Consider the following 15277-nt stretch of genomic DNA (forward strand, 5'->3'; position numbering starts at 1 on the left):
CCTTAGAAATGAACTCCCACTTTATGACCGATAATCAAAAAGGTAACACACCAAATAACTGCGCCAATACTCGCAAAAATAATATATTTACGCTGATTCATGCCACTTGTTCCTGCAATATAACTTGTAACATGTCTAAAACCTGGAATAAAATAGCCAATATTAATGGTCCATGGTCCATAACGATTAAACCAATTCTCCACCTTATCAATACGTTTTTCTGTTAGTTTCACATATTTTCCGTACTTTAGTAAAAACGGCTTTCCGACTTTCCGCCCGATCGTATAACTCACCATCATTCCTGTAATTGACCCTAAAATGCTTACGATTAACGCAATAGTAAAGCTCATAACGTGGGTGGAAGTAAGATAACCAACAAATGTCATGAGTATCTCATCAGGTACAGGTAGCCCTATAATACCTAATGCCAATATGCCATATAAAGCAAAGTAGCCATAATCCATAATGAGGTTTTCTACTGTGCCCATGATGCTTACTTCCCCCTTTCTTGTCTATACCTTGCATAACACTATCATAAAATGCGTGGTATTTCACTTAAAATTCAAAGAAAAATAGTCTACGTAATGTAGACTATTTAAAGAGTGGCAAAATACTTTGGATAAAAATAATAATAATCGCTACTGGTGATACAAAACGTATTAATGTAATCCATCCCTTATATATCCCTTGAGATGTATTTAACTCTTTACGTGATATATCGGTTTTATAATAATAACCTACAAATATTGAGATAAATAATGCACCTAGAGGCATACCAATATTATTTGTCATAAAGTCCATCGCATCAAAGATGGATTTATTAAATATTTTTACATCAGCGAGTACACCAAATGATAAGGCACTTGGAATCCCCATCACAAAAATCACAATACCTACAAGCCAACTTGTACGCACTCGACTTCTTCTCTTTTCACCTACTACAACTGATACAACCATCTCTAATAACGACATAGACGAGGTAATGGTTGCAAATAATAATAAAATGAAGAAAATTAATAAAAATACACCACCAAACGGTATTTGTTCGAATACAGCGGGCAGAATGACAAACACTAACCCTGGGCCTTGGTCTGGCTTAAAACCTAAAGCAAAAACAGCTGGAAAAATGACCAACCCTGCTAACAATGAAATAAAAATATTCATTACAGCAACATTAATACCTGTACCAACAATGTTTTCACTCTTCCCTAAATACGAAGCGTATGTAATCATAATAGAAATACCTACACTTAATGTAAAGAATGCTTGACCTAGCGCTAGTAATAAGGTTTCGCTCGTTAAATATGACCAATCAGGTACAAACATAAAGCGTACGCCTTCCATAGCGCCATCTAACGTCAATGAACGAATGGCTAATATAATGAAAAAGATAAATAACGCAGGCATCATAATTTTACTTGCTTTCTCAATACCAGACTTAATACCTGCTTGCACAATAATAATAGTGAGTAACATAAAAATAAATTGTGAACCTATCGTTTCAAGTGGACTTTGAATAACATGGTTGAATAATGACTCATACGTTTGTCCTTCCGCAGGCTTTACTGCAAAAACCAAAGCACGCCCTAAGTAACTAATAATCCAGCCACCAACTACACTATAAAACGACAAAATCACTGCTGATACAAACATACCTAGATAACCAATCCAATACCAAGGTGTACCTGGAGCTTGTTTCTTTAAAGATGTGATTACATCTGCTTGACCTCTACGACCTATCATAAACTCTGCGATGAGTACAGGTAGACTAATCAAAAAAATACATATTACAAATAATAAAATAAAAACACTCCCGCCGTGACTACCTGCCATATAGGGGAACTTCCAAATGGCACCTAATCCGACGGCACTACCTGCTGCTGCAAGCATAAACCCAATCTTAGATGAAAACTGTTCTCTTGAAGACAAAAACCTCTACTCCTTTTTTTACATATTGGTACATTATCGCTTGACCAATGTAAGAAAACAAGTAGAGGAGCACGAAAAAGAGATTCTGTTCCTAATTGTCTGAATTTTGACACATGAGTGATTGTTCAATTAATCGAATCGCTTGGGTAGTAGAACGAATTAACTTGGTATCTCGTTTTTGCTTACGTAAATATTGTGCTTTTAAAAAGAGTTTTCTCGCTTCTTCTAACTTGCCAAGCTCCCATAAGCATTTTGCTTTATGTTGATAATAAAAATCATAATGCTCTTCAGCTAAATCTTCATAAGCTTCTTCAAACTTTAATAAAGCTTTTGCATGCTCATTATCATATTTATAGGCTTCACCTAATCGTAATAATGTTAGACCATAGTTGCTAGCATCTGTGTGTGGAATCACTAATTTAAATAAACGTATCGCTTCTTTTGGCTGATTTAAAATGCGATATAAATAGGCTTTTAAACTTAATGTAAGGTAATCTTCTGTCTTTAAAGTTAATATGTAACGCTGAACATTTTGAGGGTCTCTCGTCTGTTCTCGCAAATAATTATTATGGTCAAAGTAAATCGTCTTCGTCACCGCTTCTAAAGTCACCATAAAATTATCACCTCATTTGACATTGTAACGTATTTCTATTTATACTAGTATCAAATTTATGAACGGGGTGACGTGTGGACGATGGATAACTAATCTCTTGCAAAAATGATGGATGCGAATATAGTTCGTTTTCTTTTCAATTTTATGGGATTAGTCTGTCTATTTTAGTACACGCACACACACAAGTTGTGCTTATTAAGTATGGACTAATCCTTCTAAACAGTAGTTTAGGAGGATTTTTCTTTTCTCCTAAACAGAAGGAGTGATACTCATGTTAATGGAAGCACAGAACATTCAATTTCAAATCGATGAGACAGTAATTTTACAGCATATTAATTTTCATCTACAACAGGGGGAGCGTATAGGGATTGTGGGGCCAAATGGTGCAGGGAAATCTACATTATTGCATATTATTCATCAAGACCTATTGCCAACAGATGGACAATTAATCACATCTACCACAACATCTCTCATGAAACAAGAAGAACAACTCTCAACCATTCAGTATACAAAAGAAGAGGCTGCTTTATTAGCCAAATGGCATGTGCCAGAAAGGCCTTACACACAGCTTAGTGGTGGGGAACAATTAAAGTGGCGGCTCGCTAAGACCTTGGCACATCCTGCACCGATCATTCTACTGGATGAACCGACTAATCACTTAGATGAACACAGTGTTCAACAGCTTATTACAACGATTAAAAATAGCAAAAAAACATATATCATCGTATCCCATGACCGTTATTTTTTAGATGCCATTGCGACAACAATCTGGTCATTAGATGATCAACAATTTGCTACAGTAAAAGGAAATTATAGTCATTACGTACAATGGTATAAAAAACAACGCGCTAAACAACAGCATGATTACGAACAACAACAAAAACATATTGCTCATGTCGAACAACAGATGGCTGACTTGGAACAATGGTCAGCTAATATGCATAAAGAATCTACAGCCAATCACCATCCTAAAGCAATGGGTGCAAAAGAATATTATCGTTTAAAAGCAAAGAGAGCGGATAAACAAGTAAAATCTAAACGTAAATTGCTTCAAAAAAACCTGGAGAAACAAACCATTGAGCAACCTAAGAAACTTTACGAAGTAAATTTTTCACTCTCAACACTTGCCCCAAAAGGTAAACGGATTTTGCAACTGAAAAATGGCAGCATCTCTCCATTATTACAACATATCAATCTTACTATTATGCGAGGCGAGCGTGTAGCTATTATGGGCAATAATGGTGTGGGAAAATCCACATTACTGAATCATATTGTGAAACAACGCTTTTCGGATGATGTCTTATGGCTATCGCCTACTACTAAAATCGGCTATTTACAACAATCCGTTTTTGCATTACCTGAAGATGAAACCATTGCTTCGTTATTTCAATTTGAAAACTTTAAAGAGGAAGGAGGGATTCGTACACAGCTCATTCACCTCGGCTTTAAGGATAGTCAGTGGCAACAACTTATCGGCACGTTAAGTATGGGAGAGCGCATTAAACTCGTTATTGCTAATTTTATTTTTACACAATGTGATTTCCTTATCTTAGATGAGCCAAGTAACCATCTTGATTTAGCGTCACGCGAACAATTAGAAGCAGCGTTATTAAGTTATAATGGCACTATTCTATTTGTGTCTCATGACCGTTATTTACGAGAAAAATTAGCCACTCGTACTGTCATGATAGAGAAAGGCTCGTTACATGTACCAAAGACAATATCTAATGAAAATGCAGATGTATTAACGTTAGAAACAGAAAAACAAGAAGTACTAGGGAAACTGTCTTTTTTAACACCTTCACATAAAGACTATGCGGCATTAGATGCTCGTTTTAACGAAATTCTCCAACGGATTAAACAGCTCAAAGAGTAAATAAGAAATGGAGATTACTACTTGATTCTTTGAAAAACTGCAAAAACACTTACTTGTTTAACGCCTTCCTCGCTACAATAAAAGGTTAGACCATACAGCGGTCTAACCTTTTATTTTTGTCCTAAAGACTTACTATTAATCATATAAGTTAAACTTTTTGTTTGTCAAAAAAGCGGAAAATAAGGCGAATAATAAAGGGCATAATGAGTAACAAAAAGAACAATCTAAAAATTTGAAAGCCTGATACAACAGCCAAATCTGCCCCAATGGCATGCGCCACTAAACCTAATTGATCTAGCCCTCCTGGTGCTAGGGCGAGTAATGCAGTAGGCAATGTAAAGTTGCTCATTCGATAGAAGATCAACGCCCCTAGCATGGACACAATAAATATCAAAACCCCACTTATTATACTATAACCGATCATCTTTTTAAGCTCAGGCATCTTTTGTCTATGCAAAATCAAACCTAAATTTGTACCTACTAAAAGTTGGGCAATCTCACTTACACCAATCGGAAAGGGCTCGCTTGTTAAACCGATCAATTGTAAAATAACCGTAATGATTGCTGGCCCAAGCATATATGCTGTTGGTAAGTGGTATTTATTAGCTACCCATGCGGCTATTACAACACTCACCATAAAAATAATGAAATGCCATGTAAGATGAAAAACTTCGACTTTTTCATTTTGTAATGTGGATGTATTACCGATCACTAATAATGGCACACCTATAATAATACATAATAGCCTTATCGTTTGCATTAACGTTACAATACCAACATTAACGCCTTTCGTTTCTTCTGCTAAAGTAAGTGCCTGCATCATCCCTCCAGGTATACTACCAAGGATAGCAGTCTTTATATGTAATCCCGTTGTTTTAGCTAGCAAAACCGCAATGAGTAAACAGATTATGACTAAAAATAAAGTAAAAAATAACATATGCCATATGTGCTGACTAATTTCTAATAAAGCCTCTTTTGTTAATGACCGTCCTATTACATAACCTACAATAATCAACCCTGTATTACGCAATTGTTTTGGCCAGTACAACCATTTTGCGTACCAATGTGCAATCACTAAAATGCTCAACATTGGACCTAATAGCCACGGCAATGGTAAATGAAAAACGGTAAATAACCCTGCACCAAGCAATGCAAAACTTAGCGTAATTGTTATGCGTTTTATACTATCGTACATTTGCTCACCTTATTTCTTATTGTAAATCTCTTATTTTATTGTGACACACTTTTAATACAAGCTAAAATAAGTTGTTTTCAATACAATAAAAAAGTAAAACAAGCACTAACATGGGACAAATGTTAATGCTTGCTTCTCTATAACCCTATTGTATTTTTTGTGTACTAGCAATTATTAATATAGTTAGCTGACAAATGCCATGACAATATCGTGTAAATAGATTATCGCTAAACAACTTTAATGAAGTTTTACACGTTGCAAACGTAAGGCATTTAACACAACCGAAACAGAACTAAATGCCATTGCTGCACCTGCTACCCATGGCGCTAACAAACCAATTGCAGCAATCGGGATGCCTAAAGTGTTATACGCAAATGCCCAGAACAAATTTTGCTTTATATTACGCATTGTCTTACGACTCATCATAATCGCATCAGCAATACTATTTAAATCGCCGCGAATCAACGTAATATCGGCAGCCTCCATCGCAACATCTGTACCTGTGCCAATCGCCATACCAATATTGGCGGTTGCGAGAGCTGGCGCATCATTGATTCCATCTCCTACCATCGCCACTTTTTTGCCTTGTGCTTGTAGTTTTTTCACTTCTTCGGCTTTACCTTCTGGCAATACTTCAGCAATGACTTCATCCACACCAACTTCTTTACCTATAGCTTCTGCCGTACGAATATTGTCACCAGTCATCATAATCACTGTAATGTCCATATCTTTTAATCGTCGTATAGCTTCTGCTGATGTTTCTTTAACAGTGTCTGCCACAGCTACTAGTCCAGCGTATTCTCCGTTTATGCCAACTAACATAGCTGTTTTACCTTCACGTTCAAGCGTTGTCATCAATTGCTCTGCTGCTGTGATGTCAATTTGGGATTGTGCCATGAGTTTCCTTGTACCAATAATTAACCCTTGACCATCAACAGTTGCTATTACACCATGCCCTGGAATTGCCTCAAAATATTGCACGTTACCTATTGTAATCTGACGTGCCTCAACACCTGCTACAATAGCTTCTGCTAGTGGGTGTTCGGATTGTTTTTCTGCTGCTGCAACTAGAGCTAAAAATGTTTCTTCTTGTCCTTTTACTACTTTTACATCTGTTAATTTTGGTTGACCATGTGTCACTGTACCTGTTTTATCAACTACTACTGTGTCAATGGCTTGTGTTTGCTCTAAATGTTCGCCACCTTTAAATAAAATACCAAACTCCGCTGCTCGACCTGAGCCTGCCATAATGGAAGTTGGCGTAGCTAAACCTAACGCACATGGACAAGCAATGACAAGTACTGCAATAAATACTTCTAATGCTTGTGTGAAGTTACCAGGTGTTATCCAAATAAACCACACTAAAAATGTAAGAACAGCAATCCCTACAACGATTGGTACAAATATACCTGAAATCGTGTCTGCAAGACGTTGTATAGGCGCTTTAGAACCTTGAGCATCTTCTACAACTTTAATAATTTGAGCTAAGGCTGTATCTCTACCTACCTTTGTCGTTTTCATTTTAATAAAGCCATTTTTGTTCACAGTTGAACCAAATAGCTCATCGCCTACTTGCTTAGTAACAGGCAGGCTCTCACCTGTCAACATAGATTCATCTACAGCTGTTGCACCTGTTACAACCTCGCCATCAACAGGTATCTTCTCACCTGGTTTCACATGTACAATATCACCAATCAATACTTCTTCTAATGGTATTTCTTTTTCTACACCATCTCGTTCAACTAGAGCTGTCTTTGCCTGTAACCCCATCAATTTCTTTATTGCTTCCGAAGAACGACCTTTCGCTTGTGCTTCAAATAATTTACCTAATAAAATCAAAGTAATTAATACCGCACTTGTTTCAAAATACAAATGTGGCTCTATATTTGTATTAAGTGTAAGAAATGCTTGATAAACACTATAAAAATAAGCAGCTGATGTCCCCATAACTACAAGGACATCCATATTAGCACTGCCATTACGTAACGCTTTGTAAGCACCAACATAAAATTGCTTACCTATAATAAATTGCACAGGTGTGGCTAGAGCCATTTGTACCCATGGATTCATTAAAATTTCTGGCATATAAATAAAGGATGTGAAAGAGAAATGCCCAACCATTGTCCACAATAAAGGCAATGATAAAATAGCGGCAAAAATAAACTTGCGTTTTTGAATACGTATCGCTTTTTCACGATGATCTTCAGACGATTGCCCTTCCGTTTGTTGATGCGCCCCGTAACCTACTTTTTCGATTTTGGCTATAATATCATGTACAGAAACGGTTGAGGGATTAAATGTAACTGTCGCTTTTTCCAATGCTAAGTTCACACTAGCTTCATCAATACCTTCCATTTTATTTAGTACTTTTTCAATACGCGCTGAACACGCAGCACAAGTCATACCTGTAATATCAAACTCTGCTTTTTCTTCTATTACACCATAACCTAAACTTTCAATCTTAGCTTTGACATCCCGCTCTGAAACTTCTTCAGGATTATATGTGATAGTTGACTTTTCTAATGCCAAATTCACGTTAGCGGATGTAACGCCTTCCATTTTATTTAATCCTTTTTCAATGCGTGTAGCACAAGCTGCACAAGTCATACCTGATAGTTGTACATTCATTTCTTTGTTATTTGTCATTTTCCTCACCTCTTATACCTACTATGGGTATATTTTTACGAAAAGTATAGAGTGCATGATTGCACTCTCATTTACGCATTAACTTTTTTATTGTCACAACAAGCTCGTCTAACACTTCTTCATCACCATCAGCAAGCCGGTCCACTACACAACCTTTTAAATGCCCATCTAACAATATTGTGGCTACACTGTTAAGTGCAGATTGAACTGCTGATAATTGTGTAATAACATCATCACAATACACATCATTTTCAATCATATTATTAATCCCTCGAATTTGACCTTCAATACGATTTAAACGTGTTGTGAGATTTTTTTTAATGTGTTCAGGATGGTGACTTTTACGACAAACAGTATCTGTTGATGATTGTGCCATAATAATACCTCCTTTTATTTGTACACCCTCACTATAACATACCCATGTTAGGTATGCAAAATAATTGTTTTCATTTAATGATCCGCATGCTCAATCGCCTGAGTGAGTAGTGTTTTCACATGCTCATCATCGCTTGAATAATAAATGGTTGTACCTTCTCGACGCGCCTTTACTAGACGCAGATTTTTTAAAAATCGTAATTGGTGTGACACTGTCGACTGCCCAAGATGTAATGTTTCTGCGATTTCGTTTACGGCATATTCTCTAGAACAGACTAAATTTAAAATTTTAACTCTTGTAGGGTCACTTAACGCCTTAAATATTTGTGTGATGCTAAATAGCACCTCTTCATCTAATTCATGCCACTCGTATTGATTCATTTATTAGCGCTCCTTCTCTAGCTCTCTTTAACAAAGCATAATCAGTCCCTTTATTTTCGTCAACGGCAAAACGCAGAAACTATAATGCTTCTGCGCCTTACTATTAATGATTATGACCTGCATGTGCATCTGGCATTGGCCCTTTAATCGTGCATAAAATCTCATCATCATGAGGGTGTTGCTCTGACTCAATTTGTAGAGTGACGTGTTGAATATTTTCGTGCTCTAAATCATGTTCAATTTTTTTAATAATGCGCTCTGCTTCTATTACAGTGAGTTGCCCATTTACAACCACATGGGCTGATAAAGCGTTAAGCCCACTTGTAATCGCCCATACATGCACATCATGAAGATTTTTCACACCTTCTACATTTTTTATAACTTCTACCATACGCTCGACTGATATTGAAGCTGGTGTACCTTCCATTAATACATGTACAGAAGATTTCATTACCATAAATCCGCTACGTAATACAAGTGTTGCGACTAATACACTAGCTAATGGGTCTGCCCATCCCCAGCCGAAAAACATCATCAATAATGCTGCTATAATTGCACCGACAGAGCCTAACATATCACCAATCACATGTAGAAATGCACCACGCATATTTAAATTATCTTTTGTATCTGCTCCGCGGAACATATACCATGCTACAAAAATATTAACAAGCAAACCAATTGTACTAATGATTAACATCCCTGTTGTTGCTACTTCTGGGGGGTTTGTAAAACGATGAATTGCCTCATAATAAATAAATATAGCAATAGCAAATAATGTTGCACCATTTAATAATGCAGCTAAGATCTCAAAACGTTTATAGCCATATGTTTTACTTTTAGAAGTTGCCTTCTCCCCTAACTTAAACGCAATTAGAGCAATTGCTAAAGAGATCGCATCTGATAACATATGCCCTGCATCTGATAATAATGCTAAACTATTTGTCCAAACACCACCTATTACTTCAATAATCATGTACGTTGTAATAATGATAAATGAAATGATTAACACTTTTTTATTGGCATCATGGGTAGATTGTTGATTGGTCTGATTTGTCATATTTACGCCTCCTAATAACTATATATGATTATATGTTCATATATAGATTATTATATTTAAAACTACTTGTCAAACTTTACTTATAAATTCCTCTCTAGAAATACAGTATGATTTATTACTCATAAAAACATTGCGATTATATTAACTTTAGTCCATAATTAACAAATGAATTAAAGTTTAGGAGTTGTTTATAAATTGTCTACTCAGAATGTACAAAGTAAAGAAGCACCATTAACCAAAGTAGAAAATGAAGGCTGTTTACTCGTCAAATGTCCCGATCAGCCAGGTATTGTAGCAAAATTATCTTCCTTCCTTCAACAATATAATGCTAATATTATTGAATCTAATCAGTATTCTAGTGATCCTGTGCATGGCACATTTTTTATTCGTATCGCTTTCTATTGTAAAAATCTACAGCAACAAGCATTAGAGATGGAACAAAGTTTTACAGCCATTGCTGCGCAATATCAAATGAGCTATCAATTTACTTATGCCTTCGAGCGTAAACGTACAGCCATTTATGTATCTAAAGAGCTATACTGCTTAATGGAATTATTATGGGAATGGCAAAATGGTGAATTACCAATGGATGTTGCGCTTGTCATTAGTAATCATGAAGATGCGCGTGAGATGGTTGAAGCGTTAAACATTCCTTTTTATTATATCCCTGCTCATAAAGGCATTCGGGAAGAAGTTGAAGCGAAACAAATTCAATTGATGGAAGAATATGATGTAGATTTATTGATTTTAGCGCGATATATGCAAATATTAACGCCACACTTCATTGCACAATTTAAAAGTCGCATTATTAATATCCATCATTCTTTTTTACCCGCTTTTATAGGAGCTAGACCTTATGAACGTGCTTTTGAACGCGGTGTCAAATTGATTGGTGCTACTTCACATTATGTCACCAACGATTTAGATGAAGGGCCCATCATTGAGCAAGATATTGAGCGTGTCGATCACCGAGAAGATGTCGTATCATTGAAAAAAATAGGTCGTCAGATTGAACGTAGAGTGCTTGCTCGTGCAGTGAAATGGCATCTGCAAGACCGCATTATTGTAGAAGGCAATAAAACCGTAGTTTTTCATTGATTATCACATGTAAATAACCCTTTCGTTGCTAATTAATATAAAAAACAGGCACAGACAAATAACTATTTGTCTGTGCCTGTTTTTATCATCGTTACTGGGATGCTTGAGGCAATTTTATTGTCATTGGCACAATTGGTGGCATCATTGACGAACCAATAAGGTAGCCAGAAAATAATGAGTAACGTCCAGCCGCATCACTAAAACCTCTATTATACAAATAACCTGAATAAACAATACCATAATGTGTTTGTGTCTCCCATATCACTTTATCATGTGTATAAGGTACATTTTTTTTAATGAAAATTTGATCGTATGACGCTGCTTGCGCTGCATCATATGGAGACGCTACGGCACTAACGAAGGTGATCGAAAAAAAGAGAAAAGTAACTGTTAGCCATTTTTTCATTTCTTCACTCCTTAATTGTCAATAACTTTCTCTTATAGTTTACGAATTTATCGTCATAATGTAAAGAAATTAGTTGCTTTATCTTATCAAACTTGTTAAAATCAACACCATCTTAATAAAGGATGTGAATTCATGAGTGATTTAGAACGAATTAAACTTGTGAAGCCTCCATTTCCCAAGCAAAGATGTTTTTCTACTATCCCTATTATGTAATTAGGAGCGGATTTTTTTGAAGAAAAACATCGATAAACAAACACCACATGTACTTTTACTGATTATATTAGTAGGCTTCCCACAAATTAGTGAGACAATTTTTAGCCCCTCACTACCTGCTATTTCTTCAGCCTTTCATATATCTATGAGCCAAGTGCAATTAACGATGAGTATTTATTTCATAGCTTTTGCCATTGGTGTATTATTTTTTGGGCGTCTCTCAGACTATATTGGACGTCGTAAAGCTTTGCTACTTGGTGTAGCTTTTTATTTTGTTGGGAATATGCTGTGCTTCTTTGCTAAAGATTTATCATTTTTACTTGTCGCTCGCTTTATTCAAGCATTTGGTGCTAGTGTTGGTTCTGTAATTACACAGACTATTTTGCGAGAAGCTTTTACAGGCGTCAAACGACATCAACTATTTGCACAAATTTCTGCTGCATTAGCATTTACACCAGCGATTGGTCCACTAATTGGCGGTTTTACAGACTACTATTTAGGTTTTAAAATGATGTTCATAGTATTAATTGTGATGAGCGTTAGTATTTTTGTTTATGCATATTTGCGCTTACCAGAAACAGCGCCTCAACAACAAACGATTCAACCACTAACACCCATCATGAAACGCATGGCAACCAACACTCGTTTATGGCATTATGCCCTATTAATTGGTGGCATTAATGGTATTTTATTTAGCTATTATGCCGAAGCCCCTTTCATTTTTACACAGTACTTTACATTAACAAGTGCACAGTTCGGCTTCTTAGGTATTATAGTCGCTCTTGCCTCTATTACAGGTGCATTATTATCTAAACGTTTAGTGAGTCATATCATGCCTGAAAAAATCATTGTCTTAGGCATTATCATCATGTTAGTTGGGAGTATTTTAACACTAGTGACGGCAATGATGCCTGCCATCATACAGTTATGGCTGATGATAGGTAGTCTATTTATTGTGTTACTTGGCAATGGTATGGCCTTGCCTAATTGTTTAAGCTTAGCATTAAATGACTTTCAAGATGTAGTTGCATCAGCAGGTGCTGTCTTTAGTTTAGTATATTATTTACTTGTGAGTTTAATTACCTATGGTATGAGTGTTTGGCATGACGGTACATTAACAGCAATGCCTTATTACTTTTTATGTATTGGTATTGTTATGTTAATAGCAAGTATACGCATTTTGCAACGTCACACCACACAATAAATGCGTAAGTAGTTAAATTTAAAGCAGTACTTTATATTAGCGATGCAAGTTGTGTGCTACTTTTTAAAAACGATTTACAAATAGCAAGGCGGCAAAGGAAGTGTACTATTTTCCTTTGCCGCCTATTTTATTACCATTATAAAATTATTTTATACTTGGTTTATTACTTAAAAACTGTATGAGTGCACGACGATTTTCAGCCAAGTCTACAGCTAAAATTTGTTGACCATATTCATTATATTCGTCCTCATAAGATTCTTCTAAAGGAATGCGTAATGTTTCAATCTCGCCAAAGTCTTGAGTAATTAGGCTTGTGCCAATACCTAGCATCGTTTTCATATCCAAGTTTGTTGCCACATAGGCATCAAGTGTGCCTAATATTGTTGGTAAGTTAGTAATTGTATGTGTGCTTAAAGCCTCGTCTTTTACTTTAGAAATGATTTCTTGTTGACGCTGTACACGTCCAAAATCGCTATTAATATCATGTCGGAATCTTGCATAACCTAATGCATCATTACCATGTAATATTTGTTTGCCAGCGGGCAATGTCATACCAATACCGTAAGACATTTCATAAGGAATATCTACTTCAATACCATCTGGCGCTAAAATATCAAAAACACTTGAAAAACTTTTAAAATCTACAATTGCATAATAATGCAAATTGATTCCAAAATTCTTTTTTAATGTTTGGCGCACTAGATCAGGGCCACCTAAACTGTAAGCTGCATTAATTTTACTCATGCCATGACCTGGTATATCCACATATGTATCACGCATCACAGATACTAATTTCAGCTTCTTTTGATCATTATTGTATTGACCAATCATCAATGTATCCGAATTCCCTGTATCACCTGGTCTTGCATCGCTACCTAATAACAAGACATTTACAATACCTTTAACAGGTTTCGCTCCTTTAAATTCAATATCCTCTTCGTTAATTGGATCAATATGGGCTAATTGAGCATTATACGCTTTTTGGTATTCATTTTTGAAATAAAAAACACCTATCGTCGCACCAATCATCAATAAACTAATAAAGCCAAATACAAATTTTTTCACTATACATCCACTCTCTATTCTTTATTTAACCAGTTCACTACAATATTCATTGCGATAACATCATCTATGTAGCCAATCGGAAAGATATAATCTGGAATAACATCTACTGGAATGACGAAATATAATAAAGCCAAACCAATGAATGTTACTTGTTTTTTTGTGCCTTCTCGATTTTTAAAGCGTGCAAAGAAATCATGAAATTGTGAAATATACGGGCCATCTCCTTGCAATGTTTGAATCTTTTTTGGAAACTCTTGCAAAATCATTTGTCTATGACGTACTTCATCCTGATCTTGTTGCAAAGAGATTAATTTATCTTCCACCTTAACTTTAAAATCATCTTTATCTATAGGGTATACAGCAGTAAGCTGATCCATAATTTCATGGATGGCATGCGGCAGAGATGGTGATGATGGTTGTGGTTCTAAATAACGTAATAATTCTGGCAAAGGTCGCTCTAAAGCAAAAGCTAATTGTTGTAAATGTTGCAATGTTGGTTGTCGCTTGCCTGTAATGATACGAGAAATGGTTGAGGGGTTGATACCTGTTTGCTTACTTAACTGGGCGCGATTCATTTGTTTATTATGCAGTTGCTTTGTTAAATATTGACCAAAATCATCTGTTTCCATATGATATTCCTCCTTTCACCAAAATAAAAATACCTCTTTTTTGACAAAACGTCAATTATTTTGACGCTTTGTCATGATATAAAGTTGCTTAATAAAAGGAAAAAAGAGCAGACGCATGCTATAAAGTTAGTAAATGATAAAATGGCATATATGCAAACACAACTAAGCGGTCGAAGGAAGCTACTGCTCCTTGACCGCTTAGTTGACATTGGTTTATTGAAAAACTGTTAAATCAAGTGGCGCTTGTGCATAATATTGCCACTGCTTTACATCAATATGGCTTGAATCCGCAATATTAATCCACTGTATAAGTTGTTGTCCACGCCATAGCTTAACGAGATATTGTTGGCGTGTGCCTTCACCGTTGCGTATTACTTTATAACGTACATACTTTGTTTTATGAAATTCATGCAATATTGTTTCAATATCTACAACATTTGTAATAACTTTTTTAGTGTCACCATATATTTCAATCTTTGTAATATTCTCTGTGGTTGATTGTACAACTGTAAGGGGCATTTTCAGATATAAAATACTTGCCAGTATTCCTACAATCGTAGCGAGTAACATATATTTTTTCATCTTTATAC

General features: G+C 35.8%; 15 protein-coding genes. 3 read left to right on the forward strand and 12 right to left on the reverse strand.

All coding sequences use genetic code 11. The features are described from left to right. Positions 1-2: 2 nt before the first annotated feature. The 3 genes from IEW44_RS11485 to IEW44_RS11495 all read right to left on the reverse strand — a co-directional run bounded on the left by IEW44_RS11485 (position 3) and on the right by IEW44_RS11495 (position 2542). On the reverse strand, positions 3-488 hold the full coding sequence (locus IEW44_RS11485; protein WP_188615191.1) for a DedA family protein: 486 nt from the start codon (positions 486-488) through the stop codon (positions 3-5). Positions 489-591: 103 nt separating this feature from the next. After that, positions 592-1929, reverse strand: a complete 1338-nt coding sequence (locus IEW44_RS11490; RefSeq protein WP_188615192.1) for a sodium-dependent transporter — start codon at positions 1927-1929, stop codon at positions 592-594. A gap of 91 nt (positions 1930-2020) precedes the next feature. Then, entirely contained in the window at positions 2021-2542 is a 522-nt protein-coding gene (locus IEW44_RS11495) for a tetratricopeptide repeat protein (protein ID WP_188615193.1), read from the reverse strand. Between the two features lie 271 nt (positions 2543-2813). Here IEW44_RS11495 and abc-f point away from each other — a divergent pair, with 271 nt between their 5' ends. Next, positions 2814-4418: a ribosomal protection-like ABC-F family protein gene (gene abc-f, locus IEW44_RS11500; protein WP_188615194.1), complete on the forward strand. Its 1605-nt coding sequence runs from the start codon at positions 2814-2816 to the stop codon at positions 4416-4418. A gap of 148 nt (positions 4419-4566) precedes the next feature. Here abc-f and IEW44_RS11505 read toward each other — a convergent pair whose 3' ends face one another. The 5 genes from IEW44_RS11505 to IEW44_RS11525 form a co-directional block, all read right to left on the reverse strand. Then, positions 4567-5613: an AbrB family transcriptional regulator gene (locus tag IEW44_RS11505; RefSeq protein ID WP_188615195.1), complete on the reverse strand. Its 1047-nt coding sequence runs from the start codon at positions 5611-5613 to the stop codon at positions 4567-4569. A gap of 237 nt (positions 5614-5850) precedes the next feature. Beyond that, positions 5851-8259 carry a heavy metal translocating P-type ATPase gene (locus IEW44_RS11510; protein WP_188615196.1) on the reverse strand — a complete coding sequence of 803 codons (2409 nt, stop codon included), beginning with the start codon at positions 8257-8259 and terminating at the stop codon, positions 5851-5853. A 67-nt stretch (positions 8260-8326) separates the two neighbouring features. Then, the gene (locus tag IEW44_RS11515; RefSeq protein ID WP_188615197.1) at positions 8327-8635 is read right to left on the reverse strand and encodes a metal-sensitive transcriptional regulator; all 309 of its coding nucleotides are present in this window, start codon (positions 8633-8635) and stop codon (positions 8327-8329) included. A gap of 74 nt (positions 8636-8709) precedes the next feature. Continuing rightward, positions 8710-9015, reverse strand: a complete 306-nt coding sequence (locus IEW44_RS11520; RefSeq protein ID WP_188615198.1) for an ArsR/SmtB family transcription factor — start codon at positions 9013-9015, stop codon at positions 8710-8712. A gap of 103 nt (positions 9016-9118) precedes the next feature. Further along, the gene (locus IEW44_RS11525) at positions 9119-10072 is read right to left on the reverse strand and encodes a cation diffusion facilitator family transporter (RefSeq protein ID WP_188615199.1); all 954 of its coding nucleotides are present in this window, start codon (positions 10070-10072) and stop codon (positions 9119-9121) included. Positions 10073-10267: 195 nt separating this feature from the next. Here IEW44_RS11525 and purU point away from each other — a divergent pair, with 195 nt between their 5' ends. Beyond that, positions 10268-11170 carry a formyltetrahydrofolate deformylase gene (purU, locus tag IEW44_RS11530; RefSeq protein ID WP_188615200.1) on the forward strand — a complete coding sequence of 301 codons (903 nt, stop codon included), beginning with the start codon at positions 10268-10270 and terminating at the stop codon, positions 11168-11170. 91 nt (positions 11171-11261) lie between these two features. Here purU and IEW44_RS11535 read toward each other — a convergent pair whose 3' ends face one another. Continuing rightward, complete coding sequence (locus IEW44_RS11535; protein ID WP_188615201.1) at positions 11262-11576, reverse strand: hypothetical protein; 315 nt, start codon at positions 11574-11576, stop codon at positions 11262-11264. A 229-nt stretch (positions 11577-11805) separates the two neighbouring features. Here IEW44_RS11535 and IEW44_RS11540 point away from each other — a divergent pair, with 229 nt between their 5' ends. Beyond that, positions 11806-12993 carry a multidrug effflux MFS transporter gene (locus IEW44_RS11540; RefSeq protein WP_188615202.1) on the forward strand — a complete coding sequence of 396 codons (1188 nt, stop codon included), beginning with the start codon at positions 11806-11808 and terminating at the stop codon, positions 12991-12993. Between the two features lie 144 nt (positions 12994-13137). Here the strand turns inward: IEW44_RS11540 and IEW44_RS11545 are convergent, their stop codons facing one another. The 3 genes from IEW44_RS11545 to IEW44_RS11555 all read right to left on the reverse strand — a co-directional run bounded on the left by IEW44_RS11545 (position 13138) and on the right by IEW44_RS11555 (position 15269). Then, on the reverse strand, positions 13138-14058 hold the full coding sequence (locus IEW44_RS11545; protein ID WP_229704227.1) for an LCP family protein: 921 nt from the start codon (positions 14056-14058) through the stop codon (positions 13138-13140). 14 nt (positions 14059-14072) lie between these two features. Next, complete coding sequence (locus tag IEW44_RS11550) at positions 14073-14687, reverse strand: DUF1232 domain-containing protein (protein ID WP_188615203.1); 615 nt, start codon at positions 14685-14687, stop codon at positions 14073-14075. Positions 14688-14900: 213 nt separating this feature from the next. Further along, the gene (locus IEW44_RS11555; protein ID WP_188615204.1) at positions 14901-15269 is read right to left on the reverse strand and encodes a hypothetical protein; all 369 of its coding nucleotides are present in this window, start codon (positions 15267-15269) and stop codon (positions 14901-14903) included. Positions 15270-15277 lie beyond the last annotated feature (8 nt).

Source organism: Lysinibacillus alkalisoli (assembly GCF_014643595.1).
In the GTDB taxonomy this organism is placed as follows: domain Bacteria; phylum Bacillota; class Bacilli; order Bacillales_A; family Planococcaceae; genus Metalysinibacillus; species Metalysinibacillus alkalisoli.

Excerpts from the sequence above, each read along its gene's own strand:
- IEW44_RS11485 (WP_188615191.1), bottom strand. The coding sequence starts at position 488 with ATGGGCACAGTAGAAAACCTCATTATGGATTATGGCTACTTTGCTTTA.
- IEW44_RS11495 (WP_188615193.1), bottom strand. The coding sequence starts at position 2,542 with ATGGTGACTTTAGAAGCGGTGACGAAGACGATTTACTTTGACCATAAT.
- abc-f (WP_188615194.1), top strand. The coding sequence starts at position 2,814 with ATGTTAATGGAAGCACAGAACATTCAATTTCAAATCGATGAGACAGTA.
- IEW44_RS11505 (WP_188615195.1), bottom strand. The coding sequence starts at position 5,613 with ATGTACGATAGTATAAAACGCATAACAATTACGCTAAGTTTTGCATTG.
- IEW44_RS11510 (WP_188615196.1), bottom strand. The coding sequence starts at position 8,259 with ATGACAAATAACAAAGAAATGAATGTACAACTATCAGGTATGACTTGT.
- IEW44_RS11515 (WP_188615197.1), bottom strand. The coding sequence starts at position 8,635 with ATGGCACAATCATCAACAGATACTGTTTGTCGTAAAAGTCACCATCCT.
- IEW44_RS11520 (WP_188615198.1), bottom strand. The coding sequence starts at position 9,015 with ATGAATCAATACGAGTGGCATGAATTAGATGAAGAGGTGCTATTTAGC.
- IEW44_RS11525 (WP_188615199.1), bottom strand. The coding sequence starts at position 10,072 with ATGACAAATCAGACCAATCAACAATCTACCCATGATGCCAATAAAAAA.
- IEW44_RS11535 (WP_188615201.1), bottom strand. The coding sequence starts at position 11,576 with ATGAAAAAATGGCTAACAGTTACTTTTCTCTTTTTTTCGATCACCTTC.
- IEW44_RS11550 (WP_188615203.1), bottom strand. The coding sequence starts at position 14,687 with ATGGAAACAGATGATTTTGGTCAATATTTAACAAAGCAACTGCATAAT.
- IEW44_RS11555 (WP_188615204.1), bottom strand. The coding sequence starts at position 15,269 with ATGAAAAAATATATGTTACTCGCTACGATTGTAGGAATACTGGCAAGT.